Source organism: Streptomyces bacillaris, from assembly GCF_003268675.1.
In the GTDB taxonomy this organism is placed as follows: Bacteria; Actinomycetota; Actinomycetes; order Streptomycetales; family Streptomycetaceae; genus Streptomyces; species Streptomyces bacillaris.
Map to the genome: position 1 here is coordinate 2,888,709 of NZ_CP029378.1, position 17,652 is coordinate 2,906,360.

At 73.4% G+C, this 17,652-nt stretch carries 16 protein-coding genes; 5 read left to right on the plus strand and 11 right to left on the minus strand.

The window, feature by feature from the left end; all coding sequences use genetic code 11:
- Positions 1 to 223: 223 nt before the first annotated feature.
- Together DJ476_RS11945 and DJ476_RS35530 are read right to left on the minus strand one after the other, a co-directional pair.
- On the minus strand, positions 224 to 1,609 hold the full coding sequence (locus DJ476_RS11945; protein ID WP_112490483.1) for a metallophosphoesterase: 1,386 nt from the start codon (positions 1,607 to 1,609) through the stop codon (positions 224 to 226).
- A gap of 33 nt (positions 1,610 to 1,642) precedes the next feature.
- Complete coding sequence (locus DJ476_RS35530) at positions 1,643 to 1,888, minus strand: SCO4848 family membrane protein (protein WP_053559700.1); 246 nt, start codon at positions 1,886 to 1,888, stop codon at positions 1,643 to 1,645.
- A 133-nt stretch (positions 1,889 to 2,021) separates the two neighbouring features.
- Here DJ476_RS35530 and DJ476_RS11955 point away from each other — a divergent pair, with 133 nt between their 5' ends.
- Positions 2,022 to 3,353: a D-alanyl-D-alanine carboxypeptidase family protein gene (locus DJ476_RS11955; RefSeq protein WP_404827490.1), complete on the plus strand. Its 1,332-nt coding sequence runs from the start codon at positions 2,022 to 2,024 to the stop codon at positions 3,351 to 3,353.
- A 1-nt stretch (position 3,354) separates the two neighbouring features.
- On the opposite strand, the gene DJ476_RS11960 is transcribed toward DJ476_RS11955, so the two are convergent.
- Positions 3,355 to 4,317 carry a YihY/virulence factor BrkB family protein gene (locus DJ476_RS11960; protein ID WP_112490485.1) on the minus strand — a complete coding sequence of 321 codons (963 nt, stop codon included), beginning with the start codon at positions 4,315 to 4,317 and terminating at the stop codon, positions 3,355 to 3,357.
- Between the two features lie 186 nt (positions 4,318 to 4,503).
- Here DJ476_RS11960 and DJ476_RS11965 point away from each other — a divergent pair, with 186 nt between their 5' ends.
- Positions 4,504 to 5,874 carry an FAD-binding protein gene (locus DJ476_RS11965; protein WP_112490486.1) on the plus strand — a complete coding sequence of 457 codons (1,371 nt, stop codon included), beginning with the start codon at positions 4,504 to 4,506 and terminating at the stop codon, positions 5,872 to 5,874.
- 46 nt (positions 5,875 to 5,920) lie between these two features.
- Complete coding sequence (locus DJ476_RS11970) at positions 5,921 to 6,676, plus strand: decaprenylphospho-beta-D-erythro-pentofuranosid-2-ulose 2-reductase (protein WP_112490487.1); 756 nt, start codon at positions 5,921 to 5,923, stop codon at positions 6,674 to 6,676.
- Positions 6,677 to 6,706: 30 nt separating this feature from the next.
- Here DJ476_RS11970 and DJ476_RS11975 read toward each other — a convergent pair whose 3' ends face one another.
- Both DJ476_RS11975 and trpS read right to left on the minus strand, forming a co-directional pair.
- A complete protein-coding gene (locus DJ476_RS11975) occupies positions 6,707 to 7,297 on the minus strand; it encodes a 2'-5' RNA ligase family protein (protein ID WP_053559705.1) in 591 nt (196 codons plus the stop codon).
- A 102-nt stretch (positions 7,298 to 7,399) separates the two neighbouring features.
- On the minus strand, positions 7,400 to 8,392 hold the full coding sequence (gene trpS / locus DJ476_RS11980) for a tryptophan--tRNA ligase (RefSeq protein ID WP_029395382.1): 993 nt from the start codon (positions 8,390 to 8,392) through the stop codon (positions 7,400 to 7,402).
- A gap of 540 nt (positions 8,393 to 8,932) precedes the next feature.
- Here trpS and rocD point away from each other — a divergent pair.
- Positions 8,933 to 10,141: an ornithine--oxo-acid transaminase gene (gene rocD, locus DJ476_RS11985; RefSeq protein WP_103416660.1), complete on the plus strand. Its 1,209-nt coding sequence runs from the start codon at positions 8,933 to 8,935 to the stop codon at positions 10,139 to 10,141.
- An 18-nt stretch (positions 10,142 to 10,159) separates the two neighbouring features.
- Here rocD and DJ476_RS11990 read toward each other — a convergent pair whose 3' ends face one another.
- The 3 genes from DJ476_RS11990 to pdxR form a co-directional block, all read right to left on the minus strand.
- Entirely contained in the window at positions 10,160 to 11,347 is a 1,188-nt protein-coding gene (locus DJ476_RS11990) for a glutathionylspermidine synthase family protein (protein WP_103416661.1), read from the minus strand.
- Positions 11,348 to 11,352: 5 nt separating this feature from the next.
- Positions 11,353 to 11,673: a hypothetical protein gene (locus DJ476_RS11995; RefSeq protein ID WP_029395185.1), complete on the minus strand. Its 321-nt coding sequence runs from the start codon at positions 11,671 to 11,673 to the stop codon at positions 11,353 to 11,355.
- Positions 11,674 to 11,859: 186 nt separating this feature from the next.
- Entirely contained in the window at positions 11,860 to 13,260 is a 1,401-nt protein-coding gene (gene pdxR, locus DJ476_RS12000; RefSeq protein WP_112490488.1) for a MocR-like pyridoxine biosynthesis transcription factor PdxR, read from the minus strand.
- 47 nt (positions 13,261 to 13,307) lie between these two features.
- Between pdxR and DJ476_RS12005 the strand changes: the two genes are divergently transcribed.
- Positions 13,308 to 13,832 (plus strand): carboxymuconolactone decarboxylase family protein, encoded by a 525-nt coding sequence (locus tag DJ476_RS12005; RefSeq protein WP_112492492.1) that lies wholly within the window; start codon positions 13,308 to 13,310, stop codon positions 13,830 to 13,832.
- A 148-nt stretch (positions 13,833 to 13,980) separates the two neighbouring features.
- On the opposite strand, the gene DJ476_RS12010 is transcribed toward DJ476_RS12005, so the two are convergent.
- The 3 genes from DJ476_RS12010 to DJ476_RS12020 form a co-directional block, all read right to left on the minus strand.
- Positions 13,981 to 14,970, minus strand: a complete 990-nt coding sequence (locus tag DJ476_RS12010; RefSeq protein WP_070205329.1) for a malate dehydrogenase — start codon at positions 14,968 to 14,970, stop codon at positions 13,981 to 13,983.
- A 250-nt stretch (positions 14,971 to 15,220) separates the two neighbouring features.
- A complete protein-coding gene (locus DJ476_RS12015; RefSeq protein WP_112490489.1) occupies positions 15,221 to 16,405 on the minus strand; it encodes a helix-turn-helix domain-containing protein in 1,185 nt (394 codons plus the stop codon).
- 435 nt (positions 16,406 to 16,840) lie between these two features.
- The gene (locus DJ476_RS12020; RefSeq protein WP_112490490.1) at positions 16,841 to 17,635 is read right to left on the minus strand and encodes a DUF3017 domain-containing protein; all 795 of its coding nucleotides are present in this window, start codon (positions 17,633 to 17,635) and stop codon (positions 16,841 to 16,843) included.
- Positions 17,636 to 17,652: the final 17 nt, after the last annotated feature.

Below are 17,652 nucleotides of genomic sequence, written 5' to 3' on the forward strand. Positions count from 1 at the left end.
ATCACACGATTTTCACATCTGGAAGAGTAAATAGGGCACTCACAGCCTTTTGTTGGACACGGTCGACGGACCGTGTCCGAAAAGGCCGTTTCCCGCCCCCGACCAGGGGTATTCCGTAGCTGAGGGTGACGTTACGGTGCAGTTTTGTTGAAGCGTGCATGATCGCAACCGCAACGTCGGCGAGGTCCGGAGGCCGGGTTCCGGGCCTTGCGGGAGGCGCGTCTCAGGCCTGCCGCGAGGCGAGTTCGACGACGGTGATGTCGGCCGGGGCGCCGACCCGTACCGGCGGCCCCCAGGCGCCCGCGCCGCGCGAGACGAACAGTTGCGTGTCGCCGTACCGTTCGAGCCCGGCGACGGTCGGGTTGGCCAGCTCCGCGAGGTAGTTCCCCGGCCAGAGCTGCCCGCCGTGGGTGTGGCCGGAGAGCTGGAGGTCGACGCCGTGCCGGACGGCGTCGTGGATGACGACGGGCTGGTGGGCGAGGAGGACGGCGGCCCGGGAGCGGTCCCGGTCCCCGAGCGCCCGGCCGAAGTCGGGGCCCTGGCCCTCGGTCTCCCCCGCGATGTCGTTGACCCCGGCGAGGTCGAAGCCGCCCATCTCCACCCGGGCGTTCTCCAGCGGGATCAGCCCCAGCTCGCGGACGTGGTTCACCCACTGCTCCGCGCCGGAGAAGTACTCGTGGTTGCCGGTGACGAAGAAGCTGCCGTGCCGGGCGCGGAGCCCGGCCAGCGGCTCGGCGGCGGAGCCGAGGTCGGCCACGGAGCCGTCGACCAGGTCACCGACGACGGCGACCAGGTCGGGCGAGGTGGAGTTGATCGTGTCGACGATCCGCCGGGTGTGGGCGCGGCCGAGGATCGGGCCGATGTGGATGTCGCTGACCACGGCGATCCGGAAGCCGTGGGCCGCCCGGGGCAGTTTGGCCAGCGGCACGGTGACGCGCTTCACGGTCGGCCCGCTCAGCACGTTGGCGGTCCCGTACCCGACGGTGGCGAGCCCGGCGGCGGCAGCGGCCCCGCCGACCACCCGGGAGACGAAGAGCCGGCGGGAGGGGCGCGCGAGGGGCGTGGCGGGGGCGTCGGCGGTCGCGGGCGCGGTGGCCGTGACGGGGTCAGGAGCGGATGACTCCGGTTCCGGTTCGGTGGGCTGGGTGGTCTCGGGGATCGGGTCGGCCGAGGTGGTGGAGGGAGCGGGACCGGCCGGGACGAGTTCTTCCGTACGGGGGCGGGTTCCGCTTGTCGTCGTGGCGACGGCCTCCGACGACAGCGCGACGGTGGTCCGGTCCGCGGCGGCCGCGTCGCGCCGGGCGAGCACCCGGCGCAGCACCGGGCGGACGAACTCGCCCACCAGCAGGGCCAGCGTCAGATACATCAGGGCGGCCAGCCAGAGGAAGCCCGGCCAGGCCAGCACCTGCTGGAGCCAGAAGGGCGCCCCGATCCGGCCGGAGGTCATGGCCCCGACGCTCAGCAGGGGCAGCACGAAGGCCGCGACGGTGCCCACCGTGCGCAGGGTGCTGCCGGGTGCCGTCGTGTCACCGACCAGCCGGCGCCAGACATAGCGGTGCACTGTCGCCAGCAGCGCCAGCACCACGAGCGCCACCAGGGCGAAGATCACTGCTGCCATCCGTGCTTCCCTAAGTTCCTGTCGTCATGGGCGCTCGTCGCGCAAAGCCCGGACACCACGCAACCCGATCGCGCCGACCACCGTCCCCAGAAGAAAGGACGTGATGGCGAGCAGCAGGTGGACCCAGAAGTACCCGGTCGGCTCGCCCGCGTCGTCGAACGCGAGCCCGCTGCCGTCCTGCCACAGGTTCTTGACGAAAGTGATCCAGATGAACCAGCTCCACACCCCGAAGACGAGCAGGAACCAGGAGGCGGGGCGGCTGAGCTTCATGGGTCCAGTATCGCCGCCGCCCTCCCGGTCCCTCGTCCGGGGTGGCGTCCGAAAGGGGCAGTCCCGGCCATCCCTCCGGCGGGTCAGCCGGTCCGGGTCCTCATCCACATTTTCGCCCTGTACGTTTTCGACCGTGCCCGCTCTGAAAAAGATCGCTTTGACGGTCGCCTCCGCCGTAGTGATGTCCACTCTTGTCCTTGCTCCCGCGTCGGCGGCCGAGAAGGACAAGGAGAAGGACAAGCAGCCCGTGCCGAACCACGTCATGTCGAGCGTCGGGGGCGAGCAGCTCTCCATGAACGGCACCCAGGTCAACCTCGGCCCGGGGGCGCCCGTGCTGCCCAAGGATCTGACCGCCCGCTCGTGGATCGTCGCGGACGCGGAGAGCGGCCAGGTGCTGGCGGCGCACAACTCCCACTGGCGGCTGCCCCCGGCCTCCACGCTGAAGATGCTTTTCGCGGACACGGTCCTGCCCGCGCTCCAGCCGACCTCCCTGACCTACAAGGTCAAGGACAGCGACCTCACGGGGGTCGGGGAGGGCAGCAGCCTGGTGGGGGTCAAGGAGGACCACACGTACACGGTCCACGACCTGTGGCTCGGGGTCTTCCTCCGTTCGGGCAACGACGCGGTGCACGTGCTCTCGGAGATGTACGGGGGCGTGCCCAAGACGGTGGCGGCGATGCAGCGGCACGCCGAGGAGCTCCAGGCGCTGGACACCACGGTGGTCTCGCCGGACGGGTACGACGCGCCGGGCCAGGTCTCCAGCGCCTACGACCTGACGCTGATCGCCCGCAGCGGGATGCAGAAGAAGGACTTCCGCGAGTACGCGGCGACGGCCTCCGCCGACTTCCCCGGGGAGCAGAAGGGGAAGAAGCGCGAGACCTTCGAGATCCAGAACACCAACCGGCTGATCACCGGGGACAACGGCGTCGACCCGTACAAGGGCATCGCTGGCGTCAAGAACGGCTACACCACCCACGCGGGCAACACCTTCACCGGCGTCGCCGAGCGCGACGGCCGGGTGCTGCTGGTCACCGTGATGAACCCGTCGGCGGACGAGAGCCACGCCGTCTACAAGGAGGCCGCCCACCTGCTCGACTGGGGCTTCGCCGCGAGCGGCAAGGTGCGGCCGGTCGGTGAGCTGGTGCCGCCGAAGTCCGTGGACACGGGCGCCGGTGGGGTCTTCGGCGGCAAGGGCGCGCAGCCGGCGGCCGGGGCCGACCAGGGATCCGGCGGCCAGGCGAAGGCCGCGCACGCGGCGGCGGCCGGGCAGGGCTCCGGTGGCGTCGGGATCGCGCTGGCGGTCGTCGGCGGGGTGCTGGTGCTCCTGGCGGCCGGGGTGTTCCTGGTGAACCGCCGCTGGCCGGTGCCGGGCCTGGCCCGCCGCCCGCAGGAGGGGACGGCGGGCGAGCCGAAGGACGGGGAGCCGGAGGCCAGGAGCGAGCCGGAGAAGTCCTCGAAGGACTGACTCAGGCGGTACGGGTGGAGCCGCCGGCGCCCTTCACGGGCCCGGCGGCTTCCGCGTTCCCCGGCCCGTCCTCCGGCGCCCGCTCCGGCTCCCCGGCCGTCCCCAGCTCCTCCTCCTTGGAGCCGGTCGCGGTCCAGGCGGCGCAGAACAGCAGCAGTTTCGCGGTGAAGTTGATCCAGAGCAGCAGCGCGATCGGCACACCGAACGCCCCGTACATGCTCTTGCCCGCGACCTCCTTCATATAGCTGCCGAGCAGCAGCTTGAGCAGCTCGAAGCCGACCGCGCCGATCACGGCCGCGACCACCAGCCTCCGCCGGGGCGGCTCGACCCCGGGCAGCAGCGAGAGCAGGTAGAGCATCAGCAGGAAGCCGCCCAGGGCCGCCACCAGCAGGGCGGCCACCCGGAGCAGGACGCCGCCCGCCCCGCCCTCGGGGATGCCGAGCCGCTCGGCGGTCCACCCGACGGCCGTCGAGCCGACCGTGGAGACCGCGAGGGTGGCGAGTCCGGCGCCGCCCAGGCCGACCAGGAGCACGGCGTCCTTGAGCTTGGCGACGACCGGGTTGGCCTCCTGGACGTCGTCCAGTTCCCAGACCGCCCGCAGGCACTCCCGCATCGAGCCGATCCAGCCGACGCCGGTGAACAGCAGCAGCGCACCGGCCACCAGACCGACCGTGCCCGCGTTGGCCACCAGGCCGTCGATGCCGAGCTGGTCGGAGATGCCCGGCACCTGCTCGGCCAGCTTCTCCTTGATGGTGTCCAGCTGCTGGTCGCTCAGCAGCGCGGCGGCGATGGCCGCGCCGACCGCGATCAGCGGGAAGAGCGCCAGGAAGCTGATGAAGGTGATCGCGGCGGCGAGCCTGGCCCAGTGGACCTTCTCCAGCCGCTCGTAGGAGCGCCAGGCGTGCGTCTCCATCAGCCGGGAGACGAGCGGCCCGACGACGGGGAGTTTCTTGAGCCAGTCCATGGACGTACGCGTACCCTCCCGGGCCCGGAAAACCGTCGGACCGCACCGAGGACTCTTCCGGACGCGTCCGGACGGACCACTCCTCGCCCCGGTGACACGCGCTTCATCACCCATTCCGGTGAGGGGCGTAACAAAGGGTACGAATAGGTTTTCCCGTGTCATACGGCCGGGGCTACGGTCACGGGCATGTCCGTCGACACGGTGTCCTTGACCGGCTGGGGCCGCACCGCCCCGACCACCGCCGTACGGTTCCGCCCCCGTACGTACGAGGAAGCGGCTGCCGTGGTCCGGGGCCGCGGCCCCCGGGGCGCCCTCGCCCGGGGGCTCGGGCGGGCCCCCGGGGACGCGGCGCAGAACGCGGGCGGCTCGGTGCTCGACATGACCGGGCTGGACCGGATCCGCGCCCTGGACGAGGTGGCGGGGACCGTCCGCTGCGATGCGGGGGTGAGCCTGGAGCGGCTGCTGCGCGTGCTGCCGCCGAGTGGCTGGTTCCCGCCGGTCGTGCCGGGGACGGGCCGGATCACCGTGGGCGGCGCGATCGGCTCCGATGTGCACGGCCTCGACCACCCGGCCGCCGGTTCGCTCGCCCGGCACGTCGTCGCACTGGAGCTGCTCACCGCCGACGGCGAGGTCCGTACGGTGACCCCCGGCACCGCCCTCTTCGACGCGACGGCCGGCGGGCTGGGGCTGACGGGCGTGATCCTCTCCGCCACGCTGCGGCTGAGGCGGGTGGCGACCGGGCTGATCGCCGTCTCCACCGAGCGGGCCCGCGATCTGGACGACCTGCTGGCGCGGTTCACGGCCGGGGGCGACCGGCTGCCGTACGCCTCCGCCTGGGTCGATCTCTCCGCCCGGGGCCGGTCGGCCGGGCGCGGTGTCCTCACCCGAGGGGAGCATGCGCCCCTCTCCGTGCTACCGGCGCACGCCCGGCGCACAGCGGCTCGGCGGCAGCGCGAGCCATGGGCCTCCGTCCTGTCGGCCCTCCCCGGCGGGCTGCTGGGCCCGGCCGCCGCCGCCCTGGTGGACGAGGTCCGCTACCGGAGTGCGCCCCGCGCCCGGAGCGGTGAGCTGCGGACGTCCGCCGCCTTCTTCCACCCGCTGGACGCCACCCCGGCCACGGACCGGCTGCACCGCCTGTACGCCCTGTCCACCGGCCGCGCCGGGCTCGTGCGCTACCGGTTCACGGTCGGGTACGGGCAGGAGGAGGCGCTGGGCCGGGTGGTGCGGCGGATCGCGGCGCGCCGCTGCCCCGCGCTCCGGGCCGAGCTGCAGCGGTTCGGCGCCGCCTCGCCGGGGTGGCTGTCGTTCCCCGCGCCCGGGTGGGCGCTCACCGTCGAGCTGCCCGCCGCCCTGCCGGGCCTCGGCCGCTTCCTCGACGGGCTCGACGCGGAGGTGGCGGCGGCCGGGGGCCGGGTCTGCCTGGCGCAGGACTCCCGGATGCGCCCGGAGACCGCCGCCGCGATGTACCCCCGGCTTCCGGAGTTCCGGGAGCTGCGGGCGGAGCTGGACCCGACGGGGGCGTTCCGCTCGGACCTGGCCCGCCGGCTCGGACTGTGACCCGCCCTGCCCCCCGTAGTCACGTTTCCCTGAACAGGAGTGTTCCGTGAAGGACGCTTTCGGTGCCCCGCAGTCCCTGCTCGTCCTCGGCGGCACCTCCGAGATCGCCCTCGCCACCGCGCGCCGTCTGATCGCCCTGCGCACCCGCCGGGTCTGGCTGGCGGGCCGCCCCTCCCCCGCCCTGGACGCGGCCGCCGTCGAGCTGCGCGACCGGGGCGCCGACGTCCGTACGGTCGCCTTCGACGCGCTGGACACCGACACGCACGAGGAGGTGCTCGGGAAGGTCTTCGCGGAGGGGGACATCGATGTGGTGCTGATGGCGTTCGGGGTCTCCGGGGACCAGGCACGGGACGAGGAGGAGCCGACGGCCGCCGTACGGGTCGCCCAGACCAACTACACGGGGGCGGTCTCGGCGGGGCTGGTGTGCGCCGGCGCACTCCAGGCGCAGGGGCACGGTTCGCTGGTGGTGCTCTCCTCGGTGGCCGGGGAGCGGGCCCGGCGCGCCGACTTCATCTACGGCTCCAGCAAGGCGGGGCTCGACGCCTTCGCCCAGGGGCTGGGGGACGCGCTCCAGGGCACCGGCGTACAGGTGCTGATCGTGCGCCCCGGGCCCGTACGGACGCGGGCGGCCGCAGGGCGGCCGGAGCAGCCGTTCGCCACCACCCCGGAGGCGGTCGCCGGGGCGATCGTGACGGGGCTGCGGCGGCGGTCGGAGACGGTGTGGGTGCCCGGCTCGCTGCGGGTGGTGATGTCGGCGCTGCGGCATGTGCCGCGCCCGGTGTTCCGGCGGCTGCCGGTCTGACCGGCGGGCCTTTCGACCGACAGGCTCAGGTCAGGGGCGCAGCGACGGCGCGTCGACCGTGTAACCGCCCTGGGCCGGGACGGCGGGGGTGTTGCCTCCGGAGCCGAACGGGAAGTCGCGGAGCTTGCGCCAGACCGCGTCCGCGCCCTGCTCGTACAGGGCGAAGGAGCCGCAGGTCCAGGCCGCCTCGTAGTCGGCCAGCTCGGCATAGGCCCGGTCCATCGCCTCTTCGGAGATGCCGTGCGCCACGGTGACGTGCGGGTGGTACGGGAACTGGAGCTCGCGCACCAGAGGCCCCGAGGCGTCCCGGACCCGCTTCTGGAGCCAGGAGCAGGCGGAGGCGCCCTCCACCACCTGGACGAAGACCACCGGGGAGAGCGGCCGGAACGTGCCGGTGCCGGAGAGCCGCATCGGGAAGGGGCGGCCGGCCATGGCGATCCGGTCGAGGTGCGCCTCGATCGCCGGCAGGTCGGCCGCCTCCGCCTCGGTCGGTGGCATGAGCGTGACGTGGGTGGGAATGCCGTAGGCGGCAGGGTCCCCGAAGCTCGCGCGCCGCTCCTGGAGCAGGCTGCCGTAGGGCTCCGGGACCGCGATCGAAACGCCGAGCGTTACGGTCCCCACGTCGTTCTCCTCCGTCGTCGATGGTCGATTTCCGGCCTTGCGCCGCGACCTGCCGCCGCAAGTGTGGCCCCTCGGGCCCCGATCTCGCCAGGGCCCTTGGACTCAGTGCTTGGCGGGCAGGAAGCCCATCCGGTCGTACGTCTGCGCCAGGGTCTCGGCGGCGACGGCCCGGGCCTTCTCCGCTCCCTTGGCCAGGATGGAGTCCAGCGTCTCCGGGTCGTCCAGATATTCCTGGGTGCGGGCCCGGAACGGAGTGACGAACTCCACCATGGCCTCGGCCAGGTCGGTCTTGAGCGCGCCGTACCCCTTGCCCTCGTAGGACCGCTCCAGGTCCTCGACGGAGCTGCCGGAGAGGGTGGAGAGGATGGACAGCAGATTGCTGACGCCCGGCTTCTTCTCGGCGTCGAAGCGGATCACCGTGTCGGTGTCGGTGACCGCGCTCTTCACCTTCTTCGCCGTGGCCTTCGGGTCGTCGAGCAGGTTGATGAGGCCCTTCGGCGTGGAGGCCGACTTGCTCATCTTGACCGCCGGGTCCTGGAGGTCGTAGATCTTCGCCGTCTCCTTGAGGATGTACGGCGCCGGGACGGTGAACGTCTGCCCGAACCGGCCGTTGAACCGCTCCGCGAGGTCCCGGGTCAGCTCGATGTGCTGGCGCTGGTCCTCGCCCACCGGGACCTGGTTGGCCTGGTAGAGCAGGATGTCCGCGACCTGGAGGACCGGGTAGGTGAAGAGGCCGACGGTGGCCCGGTCGGCGCCCTGCTTGGCGGACTTGTCCTTGAACTGCGTCATCCGGGAGGCCTCGCCGAAGCCGGTGAGGCAGTTCATCACCCAGCCGAGCTGGGCGTGCTCGGGCACATGGCTCTGGACGAAGAGCGTGCACCGCTCCGGGTCCAGGCCGGCCGCGAGCAGCTGCGCCACCGCGAGCCGGGTGTTGGCCCGCAGCTCGGCGGGGTCCTGCGGCACGGTGATCGCGTGCAGGTCCACGACCATGTAGAAGGCGTCGTGCGTCTCCTGGAGCGCCACCCACTGGCGCACCGCGCCCAGGTAGTTGCCGAGGTGGAACGAGCCGGCGGTGGGCTGGATCCCGGAGAGCACACGGGGGCGGGCGGACGCGCCGGGGCGGCCCGTCTGCGGCTGGTCGGTGGAGAGCGCGGGGCGATCAGAGGCCATGGGCCCATTGTCTCAGGTGCGGGGGCGATCTCCGGCAGCCGGTGCGGGGCGCAGCGGGGGCGCACCCGCTCGGGCGCGAGGCCGCTCACGCCCCGGGAGCGCGCACCTGAGACGAAGCGCACATTCCGGCCGCCGGAGCACGCGCGGGCCGTGGCGGGGGTGGGCGTACGGGAAGCGCGCGCGGCGGCACAGGGCGCGTGCGAGGGCCGGGACGCGTGCGAGGGCCGGGGCGGAGGCAGGTGTACGGGCGCCGGGTACGGAGGCAGGCGTGCGGCCGGTGCGAAGGCAGGTGGCGGGCCGAGGAGGAGGGTGTACGGGACGCGTGCGCCGGGCAGCGTGCGGCGCTGCGCCGGGAACTGCGCGGGCGGGCGCGCCGGAGAGTGAAGGTTTCCCCGCGCGGGTTGTGACCGACGATACAAAGTGGGCACCACCCCACGCCCACGCCGTACGACGAACGGAGATCCCGTGTCCGCCACGGAAACTGCCATCGCCTCCGCCGAGGCGCACAGCGCGCACAACTACCACCCGTTGCCGGTCGTCGTGGCCTCGGCCGAGGGCGCCTGGATGACCGATGTCGAGGGGCGCCGCTACCTCGATCTGCTCGCCGGGTACTCGGCGCTCAATTTCGGCCATGGGAACCCCCGGCTGATCGACGCGGCCAAGGCCCAGCTGGAGCGGGTGACGCTGACCTCCCGGGCCTTCCACCACGACCGGTTCGCGGACTTCTGTACGCAGCTGGCCGAGCTGTGTTCCATGGAGATGGTGCTCCCCATGAACACGGGGGCGGAGGCCGTGGAGACGGCGGTGAAGACCGCCCGCAAGTGGGGCTACCGGGTCAAGGGCGTCCCGGACGGGATGGCGAAGATCATCGTGGCCTCGGACAACTTCCACGGCCGCACGACGACGATCGTCAGCTTCTCCACGGACCCGGAAGCGAGGGCCGACTACGGCCCGTACACCCCGGGGTTCGAGATCGTGCCGTACGGGGATCTCACCGCGCTCCGGGAGGCGATGACCGAGAACACCGTGGCCGTGCTGCTCGAACCGATCCAGGGCGAGGCCGGGGTGCTGGTGCCGCCGGCCGGCTATCTGCCCGGGGTGCGGGAGCTGACGCGCGAGCGGAACGTGCTCTTCATCGCGGACGAGATCCAGTCGGGTCTTGGGCGTACCGGGAAGACGTTCGCGCTGGAGCACGAGGGCGTGGTGCCGGACATGTATCTGCTGGGCAAGGCGCTCGGTGGCGGGGTGGTCCCGGTGTCGGCGGTGGTCTCCTCGACGGAGATCCTCGGGGTGTTCCGGCCCGGTGAGCACGGCTCCACCTTCGGCGGGAACCCGCTGGCGTGCGCGGTGGCGCTGGAGGTGATCGCGATGCTGCGGACCGGGGAGTTCCAGGAGCGCGCCGCCGAGCTGGGCGACCATCTCCACCGGGAGCTGGGGCTGCTGGTGGGCGGCGGGGCGGTGGAGACCGTACGCGGCCGGGGGCTGTGGGCGGGCGTCGACATCGCGCCCGCCCTGGGCACCGGCCGGGAGATCTCGGAGCGGCTGCTGGCGGAGCGGGTGCTGGTGAAGGACACCCATGGCTCGACCATCCGGATCGCCCCGCCGCTGGTGATCTCCAAGGAGGACCTGGACTGGGGGCTGGACCGGCTGCGTACGGTGCTCAGCGTTCCGTAGGTCCCTCAGAGCGACGGGTCAGAGGATGACGTGGGGCAGGAAGCGGGCGTACTCGTCCGTGACCGGCCCCGCCGATTCCCGGATGCCGAGCCCGGCCGCCTCGTCCTCCACCACCCACGCCCCGAGCACCACCCGGTTGCCGTCGACGTCGGGCAGCGGCGCCAGCTCCTGGTAGCAGCACGGCTCCTCGCGCGGGACAGCCGGGGAGCCGGGCCCGTGCAGGTCGACCCCGGCGCCCTCGCGGCCCAGCAACGGCTTGGAGACGTACCCCGCCCCGCCGGGCCCGGCCAGCTCGCGCGGGCCGTCGAGATAGGCGGGCAGCAGGTTGGGGTGGCCCGGGTACAGCTCCCAGAGGATCGCCAGCAGCGCCTTGTTGGAGAGCAGCATCTTCCAGGCGGGCTCGATCCAGCAGGTGGTGCCGGAGCCCCCGCCGTTGTCGAGGGTCTCCAGCACCTGCGGCCCGAACCGGTCCGTGGTCAGCCACTCCCACGGGTAGAGCTTGAAGCAGCTGCGGATGAAGCGGAGCCGGTCGTCGACGAACCGCCCGCTCAGCCGGTCCCAGCCGATCTCCTCCACGGACAGCGCCTCGGTGTCGAGCCCGGCCTGCTGGGCGGTCTCGCGGAGGTACGCGACCGTCATCAGGTCCTCGCCCGCCTCGTCGCCCTCCGAGTGCGCGAAGTGGACCGGGCCCGGCGGCAGGAGGCGCGCCTGCCGCTTCCAGGCGTCGACCAGCCGCTCGTGGAGCGAGTTCCACTGGTCGGCGCCGGGGAACCGTTCCTCCATCCAGAACCACTGCGGGCTGGCGGCCTCCACCAGCGAGGTCGGGGTGTCGGCGTTGTACTCCAGCATCTTCGCCGGGCCGTCCCCGTCGTACCGCAGGTCGAACCGCCCGTACAGGGAGGGAAGTTCGTCGCGGCGGCGCCAGGACTCGGCGACCAGGGCGGCCAGCCGCGGGTCGGTGATCCCGAGGTCGGCGAACCGGTCCCGCTCCACGATGTGCGCGGCGGCGGCCAGGCTCATCGTGTGCAGCTCCTCGACGGTCTCCTCCAGCGCCTCGACCTCGGGCAGCGAGAAGACGTAGTAGGCGCTCTCGTCCCAGTAGGGACGCAGCGACCCGTCCGGGTGGCGGGTGAGCGGGTAGACGAGCCCCTGGGACTCGACGGTCTCCTGCCAGCCGGGGCGCGGTGCGATCGTGCGGCGCTCCACCGGGCTCACCCGCCGCCGGACTTGGTGCAGCCGAAGCCGCCCCGGTCGACCGCCGACTTGTCGAAGCTGCCGCCCTGGACCTTGCCGTCGTAGCTGCTGGTGGAGCCGCCGTAGTAGTACGAGCCCCGGCCGGAACCGCCGGTGCCCCCGGACCCGCCGGAGCCGCCGCCGCTGGAGCCCCGGCACTCGTAACTGGGCAGGGTCTCGCGGGTGATCCGGTCGGCGCACCGCCGGTCCGGCTCCGAGCCGCAGGAGGTGATCGTCAGGGCGAGCAGCCCCATGCCGCCGAGCACGACCGTGCTCGACCTCAGCCTTCGTGGTGCCATGTTCAGTTCTCCCCCGTGGTACGTGGTACGGCCCGGCACCCCGTTCACGCCGGACGTCTTGTCAGACTAGTTGTAGGGTGCGCCGGTTCGAAAGCCGCGTACGTCCGGGCGTACGGCGGGGTACGGCCGGAGTGCGGCAGGAGGTATGTCCGGAGGCACGACCGGGGTACGGCCGGGAGGCACGGGCTACGACAGCGCCCGGCAGAGCGCGTCCAGCGCCCCCGCCCAGGCGCTCTCCGACGGTGCGCCGTAGCCGATGACCAGGGCGTCGCGGCCGGCCGGGGCGTCGGGGTGGCGGTACTCCGCGAGGCCCTCCAGTGCCAGGCCCCGGGCGGCCGCCGCCTCGATCACCGAACGCTCGGTGCCGGCGGGGAGTTCGACGACCGCGTGCAGCCCGGCCGCGATGCCGCTGACCTCGGTGCCGGGCGCGCGTTCGGCCAGCGCGGCGACGAGCTGGTCGCGGCGGCGCCGGTAGCGCGCCCGCATGGAGCGCACATGCCGGTCGTACGCCCCCGAGGCGATGAACTCCGCCAGCGTCAGCTGCTCCACGGCCCCGGAGGTCCGGTCGGCCGCGCTCCTCGCCGCCACGGTCTCCTCCACCAGGCCCCCGGGCAGCACCATCCACCCCAGCCGCAGCCCGGGGGCGAGGGACTTGCTGGCGGTGCCGAGGTACACCACCCGCTCGGGGTCCAGTCCTTGAAGTGCCCCCACGGGTTGCCGGTCGTAGCGGAACTCCCCGTCGTAGTCGTCCTCCAGGATCAGGCCCCCGGTGGCGCGGGCCCAGTCGACGGCGGCGGCCCGCCGGTCCGGGTGGAGCGGTACGCCGAAGGGGAACTGGTGCGCCGGGGTCAGCAGCACCGCCCCCGCCCCGCGCATCGCGGCCAGTTCCCCGGTCCGGGCGCCGAGGTGGTCCACCTCCAGGCAGGGGGTGGCCAGGCCGGTGCCGGTGAGGAGGGCGCGGTGGTGGCCCAGCCCGTGCGACTCGACGGCGATCTCCCGCACCCGGCGCCGACGCAGGACCGTACCGAGCAGCCGCAGCCCGTGGGAGAAGCCGGAGCAGATCACTATGGCGTCCGGGTCGGCGTGGACTCCCCGGGCCCGGGCCAGGTACTCGGCCAGCACCGTGCGCAGTTCGGGGCGCCCGCGCGGGTCGCCGTAGTCGAAGGCCTCGTCGGGTGCGGCGGTGAGCGCCTTGCGGGCGGCCCGGAGCCAGGCGGTGCGAGGGAAGGCCGAGACGTCCGGGGAGCCGGGCTTGAGGTGGTGGCCGGTGCGGGGGCGGGCCGGGCGGACGGGGGCCGCCACCGGGGCCGCCCGGCGCGGCACGGCCCGCTGCGCGACCCGGGTGCCCGAGCCCTGGCGGGCGGTGAGCCAGCCCTCGGCGACGAGTTCGGCGTAGGCGTCGGCGACGGTGTTACGGGCGATGCCGAGGTCGGCGGCGAGCGCCCGGGAGGACGGCAGCCGGGTCCCGGGGGCCAGCCGCCCGCCGCGCACGGCCTCCCGCAGGGCCCGGGTCAGCCCGCTGCGCAGCCCCGGACCGACCAGTTCCAGATGCAGGTCGGCGCCGAAAGTGGCCCACGAATCCGTCATGGAGATGGACCATACCGGTGCGCCACCGGGCCCGTAGCGTCGAAGCCATGACGACGAATCCCGTCCACCACACCCACGGCCCCACGCCCTCCCCGTACGCCCCCGAACACCCCGCCCGGCTGCCCTGGGCCGAGCTGGTCCCCGACGTCTTCCAGGCGATGGTCCGGCTGGACGCGGCCGCCCGGAAGGGGCTCGACCCACTGCTCCTGGAGCTGGTGAAGGTCCGGGCCTCCCAGCTCAACCGGTGCGCGCTCTGCCTGGACATGCACTCCAGGGACGCCCTCGCGGCGGGCGAGAGCGTCGAGCGGATCGTCCAGCTCAGCGCCTGGGACGAGTCGCGCCACTTCTACACGGAGAAGGAGATCGCGGCGCTCGAACTGACGGAGGCGATCACCGTCCTGACCGACGGGTTCGTCCCGGACGAGGTGTACGCCCGGGCCGCCGGACACTTCGAACCGGCCGAGCTGGCCCGGCTGATCGCCGCGATCACGGTGATCAACGCCTGGAACCGCTTCGGGGTGACCACCCGCCAGGTCCCGGGGCACTACACGCCGGGGGGCGGCGAGCACTGACCGGCTGCGACAAGGGCGGAAGTACGACGCCGAGGCCCCGGCAGCGGGTGTGCTGCCGGGGCCTCGGTGCGGTGCGGGTGCACAGTGCCCAGCGTGGACGGTGCTCAGCGTGGACAGCGCTGTGCGTACGCGGTGCAGTGCGTACGGGTCAGATCAGGCCGAGCTCGCGGACCGCGTCGCGCTCCTCGGTCAGCTCCTTGACCGACGCGTCGATGCGCGCGCGGGAGAACTCGTTGATGTCCAGGCCCTGGACGATCTCGTACGTGCCGTCCTTCGTGGTGACCGGGAAGGAGGAGATGATGCCCTCGGGGACGCCGTAGGAGCCGTCCGACGGGATGCCCATCGAGGTCCAGTCGCCGGCGGCGGTGCCGTTGACCCAGGTGTGCACGTGGTCGATGGCGGCGTTGGCGGCCGAGGCGGCGGAGGACGCGCCCCGGGCCTCGATGATCGCGGCGCCGCGCTTGGCGACGGTCGGGATGAAGGTGTCGGCCAGCCACGCCTCGTCGTTGACGACCTCGGCGGCGTTCTTGCCGGCGATCTCCGCGTGGAAGATGTCCGGGTACTGGGTGGCCGAGTGGTTGCCCCAGATCGTCAGCTTCTTGATGTCGGAGACGGCGGCACCGGTCTTGGCGGCCAGCTGCGAGATCGCGCGGTTGTGGTCCAGGCGGGTCATCGCGGTGAAGCGCTCGGCCGGTACGTCCGGGGCGGCGGCCTGCGCGATGAGCGCGTTGGTGTTGGCCGGGTTGCCGACGACGAGGACCTTGATGTCGTCCGCGGCGTTGTCGTTGATGGCCTTGCCCTGCGGCTTGAAGATGCCACCGTTGGCGGCGAGCAGGTCACCGCGCTCCATGCCCTTGGTGCGCGGGCGGGCGCCGACGAGCAGGGCCACGTTCGCACCGGCGAAGGCCACGTTCGGGTCGTCGGTGATCTCGATGCCGCGCAGCAGCGGGAAGGCGCAGTCGTCGAGCTCCATCGCGGTGCCCTCGGCGGCCTTGACGCCCTGGGGGATCTCCAGGAGGCGCAGGTTGACCGGCACGTCCGGGCCGAGCAGGTGGCCGGAGGCGATGCGGAAGAGCAGCGCGTAGCCGATCTGGCCGGCAGCGCCGGTCACGGTGACATTGACGGGAGTGCGGGTCATGGCGGTCTCCGTTAGACAGCTGGCGGTGGGGGTCCCGGCCCCTGGTGCCGGACCCTGGTGCGGGAGATCCCTTCGCGCCCGGATCAAATCTTGACGTGAAGAGATATCCGGCGGTCAGGCTATCGGACCCGGGCGGGGTGGGCCGCCCGGCCCCCTGTGGCACCGCACACAACCGGTCACGCAGCGCGTGCGGAGTGCGGTTGCGGGGTGGGCGCGGGCCGGGGTGCCGGGCGTGCGGGGCCCCGCTCTCTCAGGTCGTGCAGCCCTTGGTGCCGGAGGTGAGCGTCGCGCAGGCCTTCGCGTCGGCCGCCTTCTCCACCGCGACCATCGGTGTGTACGCCTCCGTGACCGAGACCCGGCCGTTCTGCGCGGCCGCCGCCGCGCTGCCGGTGATGGTCACGGTGTCGCCGGGCCCCGCCTCGGTCAGCCGGGCCCAGGCGGCGGAGCAGACCTCGCTGTACCGGACCTCGACCCGGGCGGTGCCGATCACGGTGGTGGTGACCGTACGGGCGTACTCGCCGCCGCACCCCATCGCGTCCGGGTTCTGCCCGGCGCACTCGTCGCCCCGGCACTCGACGCCGTCCGGCAGTGCGGCGGCGGGCTCCTCGGAGACGCCGCCGGTCGGGCCCCCGTCCGTCGGGGTGGCCGCCGGGGTCGTCGCGGCCGTCGTCGGGGTGGCCTTGGCCGGCTCGCCACCGGGCGCGAGCATCACCGCGCCGGTGATCACGATCAGCGCTCCGACCGCGCCGACGCCGAGCATGACCGCGTTGCTGCCGCCACCGGGCGGGCCGTTCCGCCTGGCGCCCTGCCTCGGCTGCTGCTGGGGGCCCGGGGTGCCGGAGCCGCGCTGGGCGGGGATGTGCGGGGCGCGGCCGTCTCCATCGGGGTGGTGAGGATCGTCGCCGTACGGGTCGGAGCTGTACGGGGCGTTGGCGTACGGGTCATTGCCGTACGGGGCTTTCGCGTACGGGCCGTTGGCGTACGGGGCTTTCGCGTACGGGCCGTTGGCGTACGGGCCGGAGTCGTGGCCGCCCGGGCCACCGTGATCGCTCGTGCCGGTCGCGGTCGCGGTGCGGCCCGCGGCGCCCGCCGCCTCCGCCGAACCGGGTGCCCCGCCCACCTGGCGGATGCGGAGGGTCTCCGTCGTCATGTCCTGGCCCGTCCCGGCCCGGCTCCAGGCCCGCTCGGCAGGCTCCCACAGGGCCGTGAGGTGGTGCTGCGGGGTGCCCGTCACATCGGCGAGGGCCACTACGGCACGGCGCGGAGGGAGCAGTTGGCCGCTGAGATACCGCTCCCAGGCGGTCGCGCTGAAGCCCGTACGGTCGGCGACCGCGTTGACGTCCAAGCCGCTGTGCTCGACGATCCTGCGCAGCCGGCTCGCGAACTCCCGTATCTGCGGGTCGAGTTCATCGGGCAGTGCCTTCCAACGAGGCATGGCGCCTCCCCCTTGTCATCCCCCGGTGCATGCCGGACGTGCGTTCCTGTGCCCCCGCTGCCGGCCGGTCCCGCCGGCCTGTGCGTCCCCCGGACCGGTCAGCTGTTCGTCCGTTGCGCCGTGTCAGTCTGCCATCGTTGCGCGACGATCACACCGTGCCGGAATGGTCACTTCCGTGCCACAGGCCCCAGGGGAACCTTGTAGCGACCCTCCATGTCCCTGACGCTTGAGCCAGGACGGGGCAAGGCCGCTCCATTCGCCGTGAGCCGGGGGCTGTCGCCCCGGAGCCCCGGACCGTGCTGTCCGTCCCTCGTCGGGGGTGGGGACGGGCGGCCCGGGCGGGCACCTCCTGACGGGTGCCCGCCCGGCCCCACGGCTTCCGGCGGCCGGACCATGCCGTGCCCCCCATGCCCTGCGATGCCGTGCCGTACCGCGTCAGCGGATCGTGAAGCGGACCGCGTCCTCCAGGATCGGCACGTCCAGCCACGGTTTCGGCTGCGCGACCAGCGCGAGCAGCACGATCAGGGTGCCCATCAGCCCGTACGTCACCAGGTCGGTGAAGCGGGACCGCACCGCGAGCATGCCGACCGACGGGACCGCCCAGCGCAGCACCGCCCCGGCGATCAGGGCCGCGCCGATCAGGATGATGCCGATACGGAACGCCTCGGCGAACGGGTCCAGCGCCACGATCAGCAGACCGACGCCCACCGCGGAGATCACGGAGAGCAGCGGCCACTGCCGGGCCGGGGCGGGCGCGTCCCCGGATGCGGCCCGGCCGCCGCCCTCGGGACGCGCGGTGTCCCGCGTGAAGAGCGGGAACCGCCGGGACTTACGGGGCGCGGCCGTCGGCCCGGCGGGGTCGGCGTCTGCGCGCTCCCCCTTTCCGGACTCGGCACTCCGGGGTTCTCCGCCTCCGGACCGGGCGCCTCCGGACTCGGCGCTCCCGGACTCGGCGGCTCCAGGCGCACCGTCTCCGGACCGCCCGTCTTCCGGATCCCCGTCACCGGGCCGCCCGTTCCGGGCCGCCGTGCTCCCGGCCTCCGCGACCGCGCTTCCCGTACCCGCGTCGCCGGCCCCCGGAGATCCCGCCTCCGGGGAGGTCTCCTCCCGGGAGGCGCCCAGCCCGGAGCCACGCCCCCCGGAGCCGCCCTCCGCGTCACCGCTCTTCGCCCCGCCGACCGGCCGGTCGCCCGCCGGGGCGGGGTCGGCCGGGCTCGTACCAGCACCCATGGGGTTCCCTCCGGATC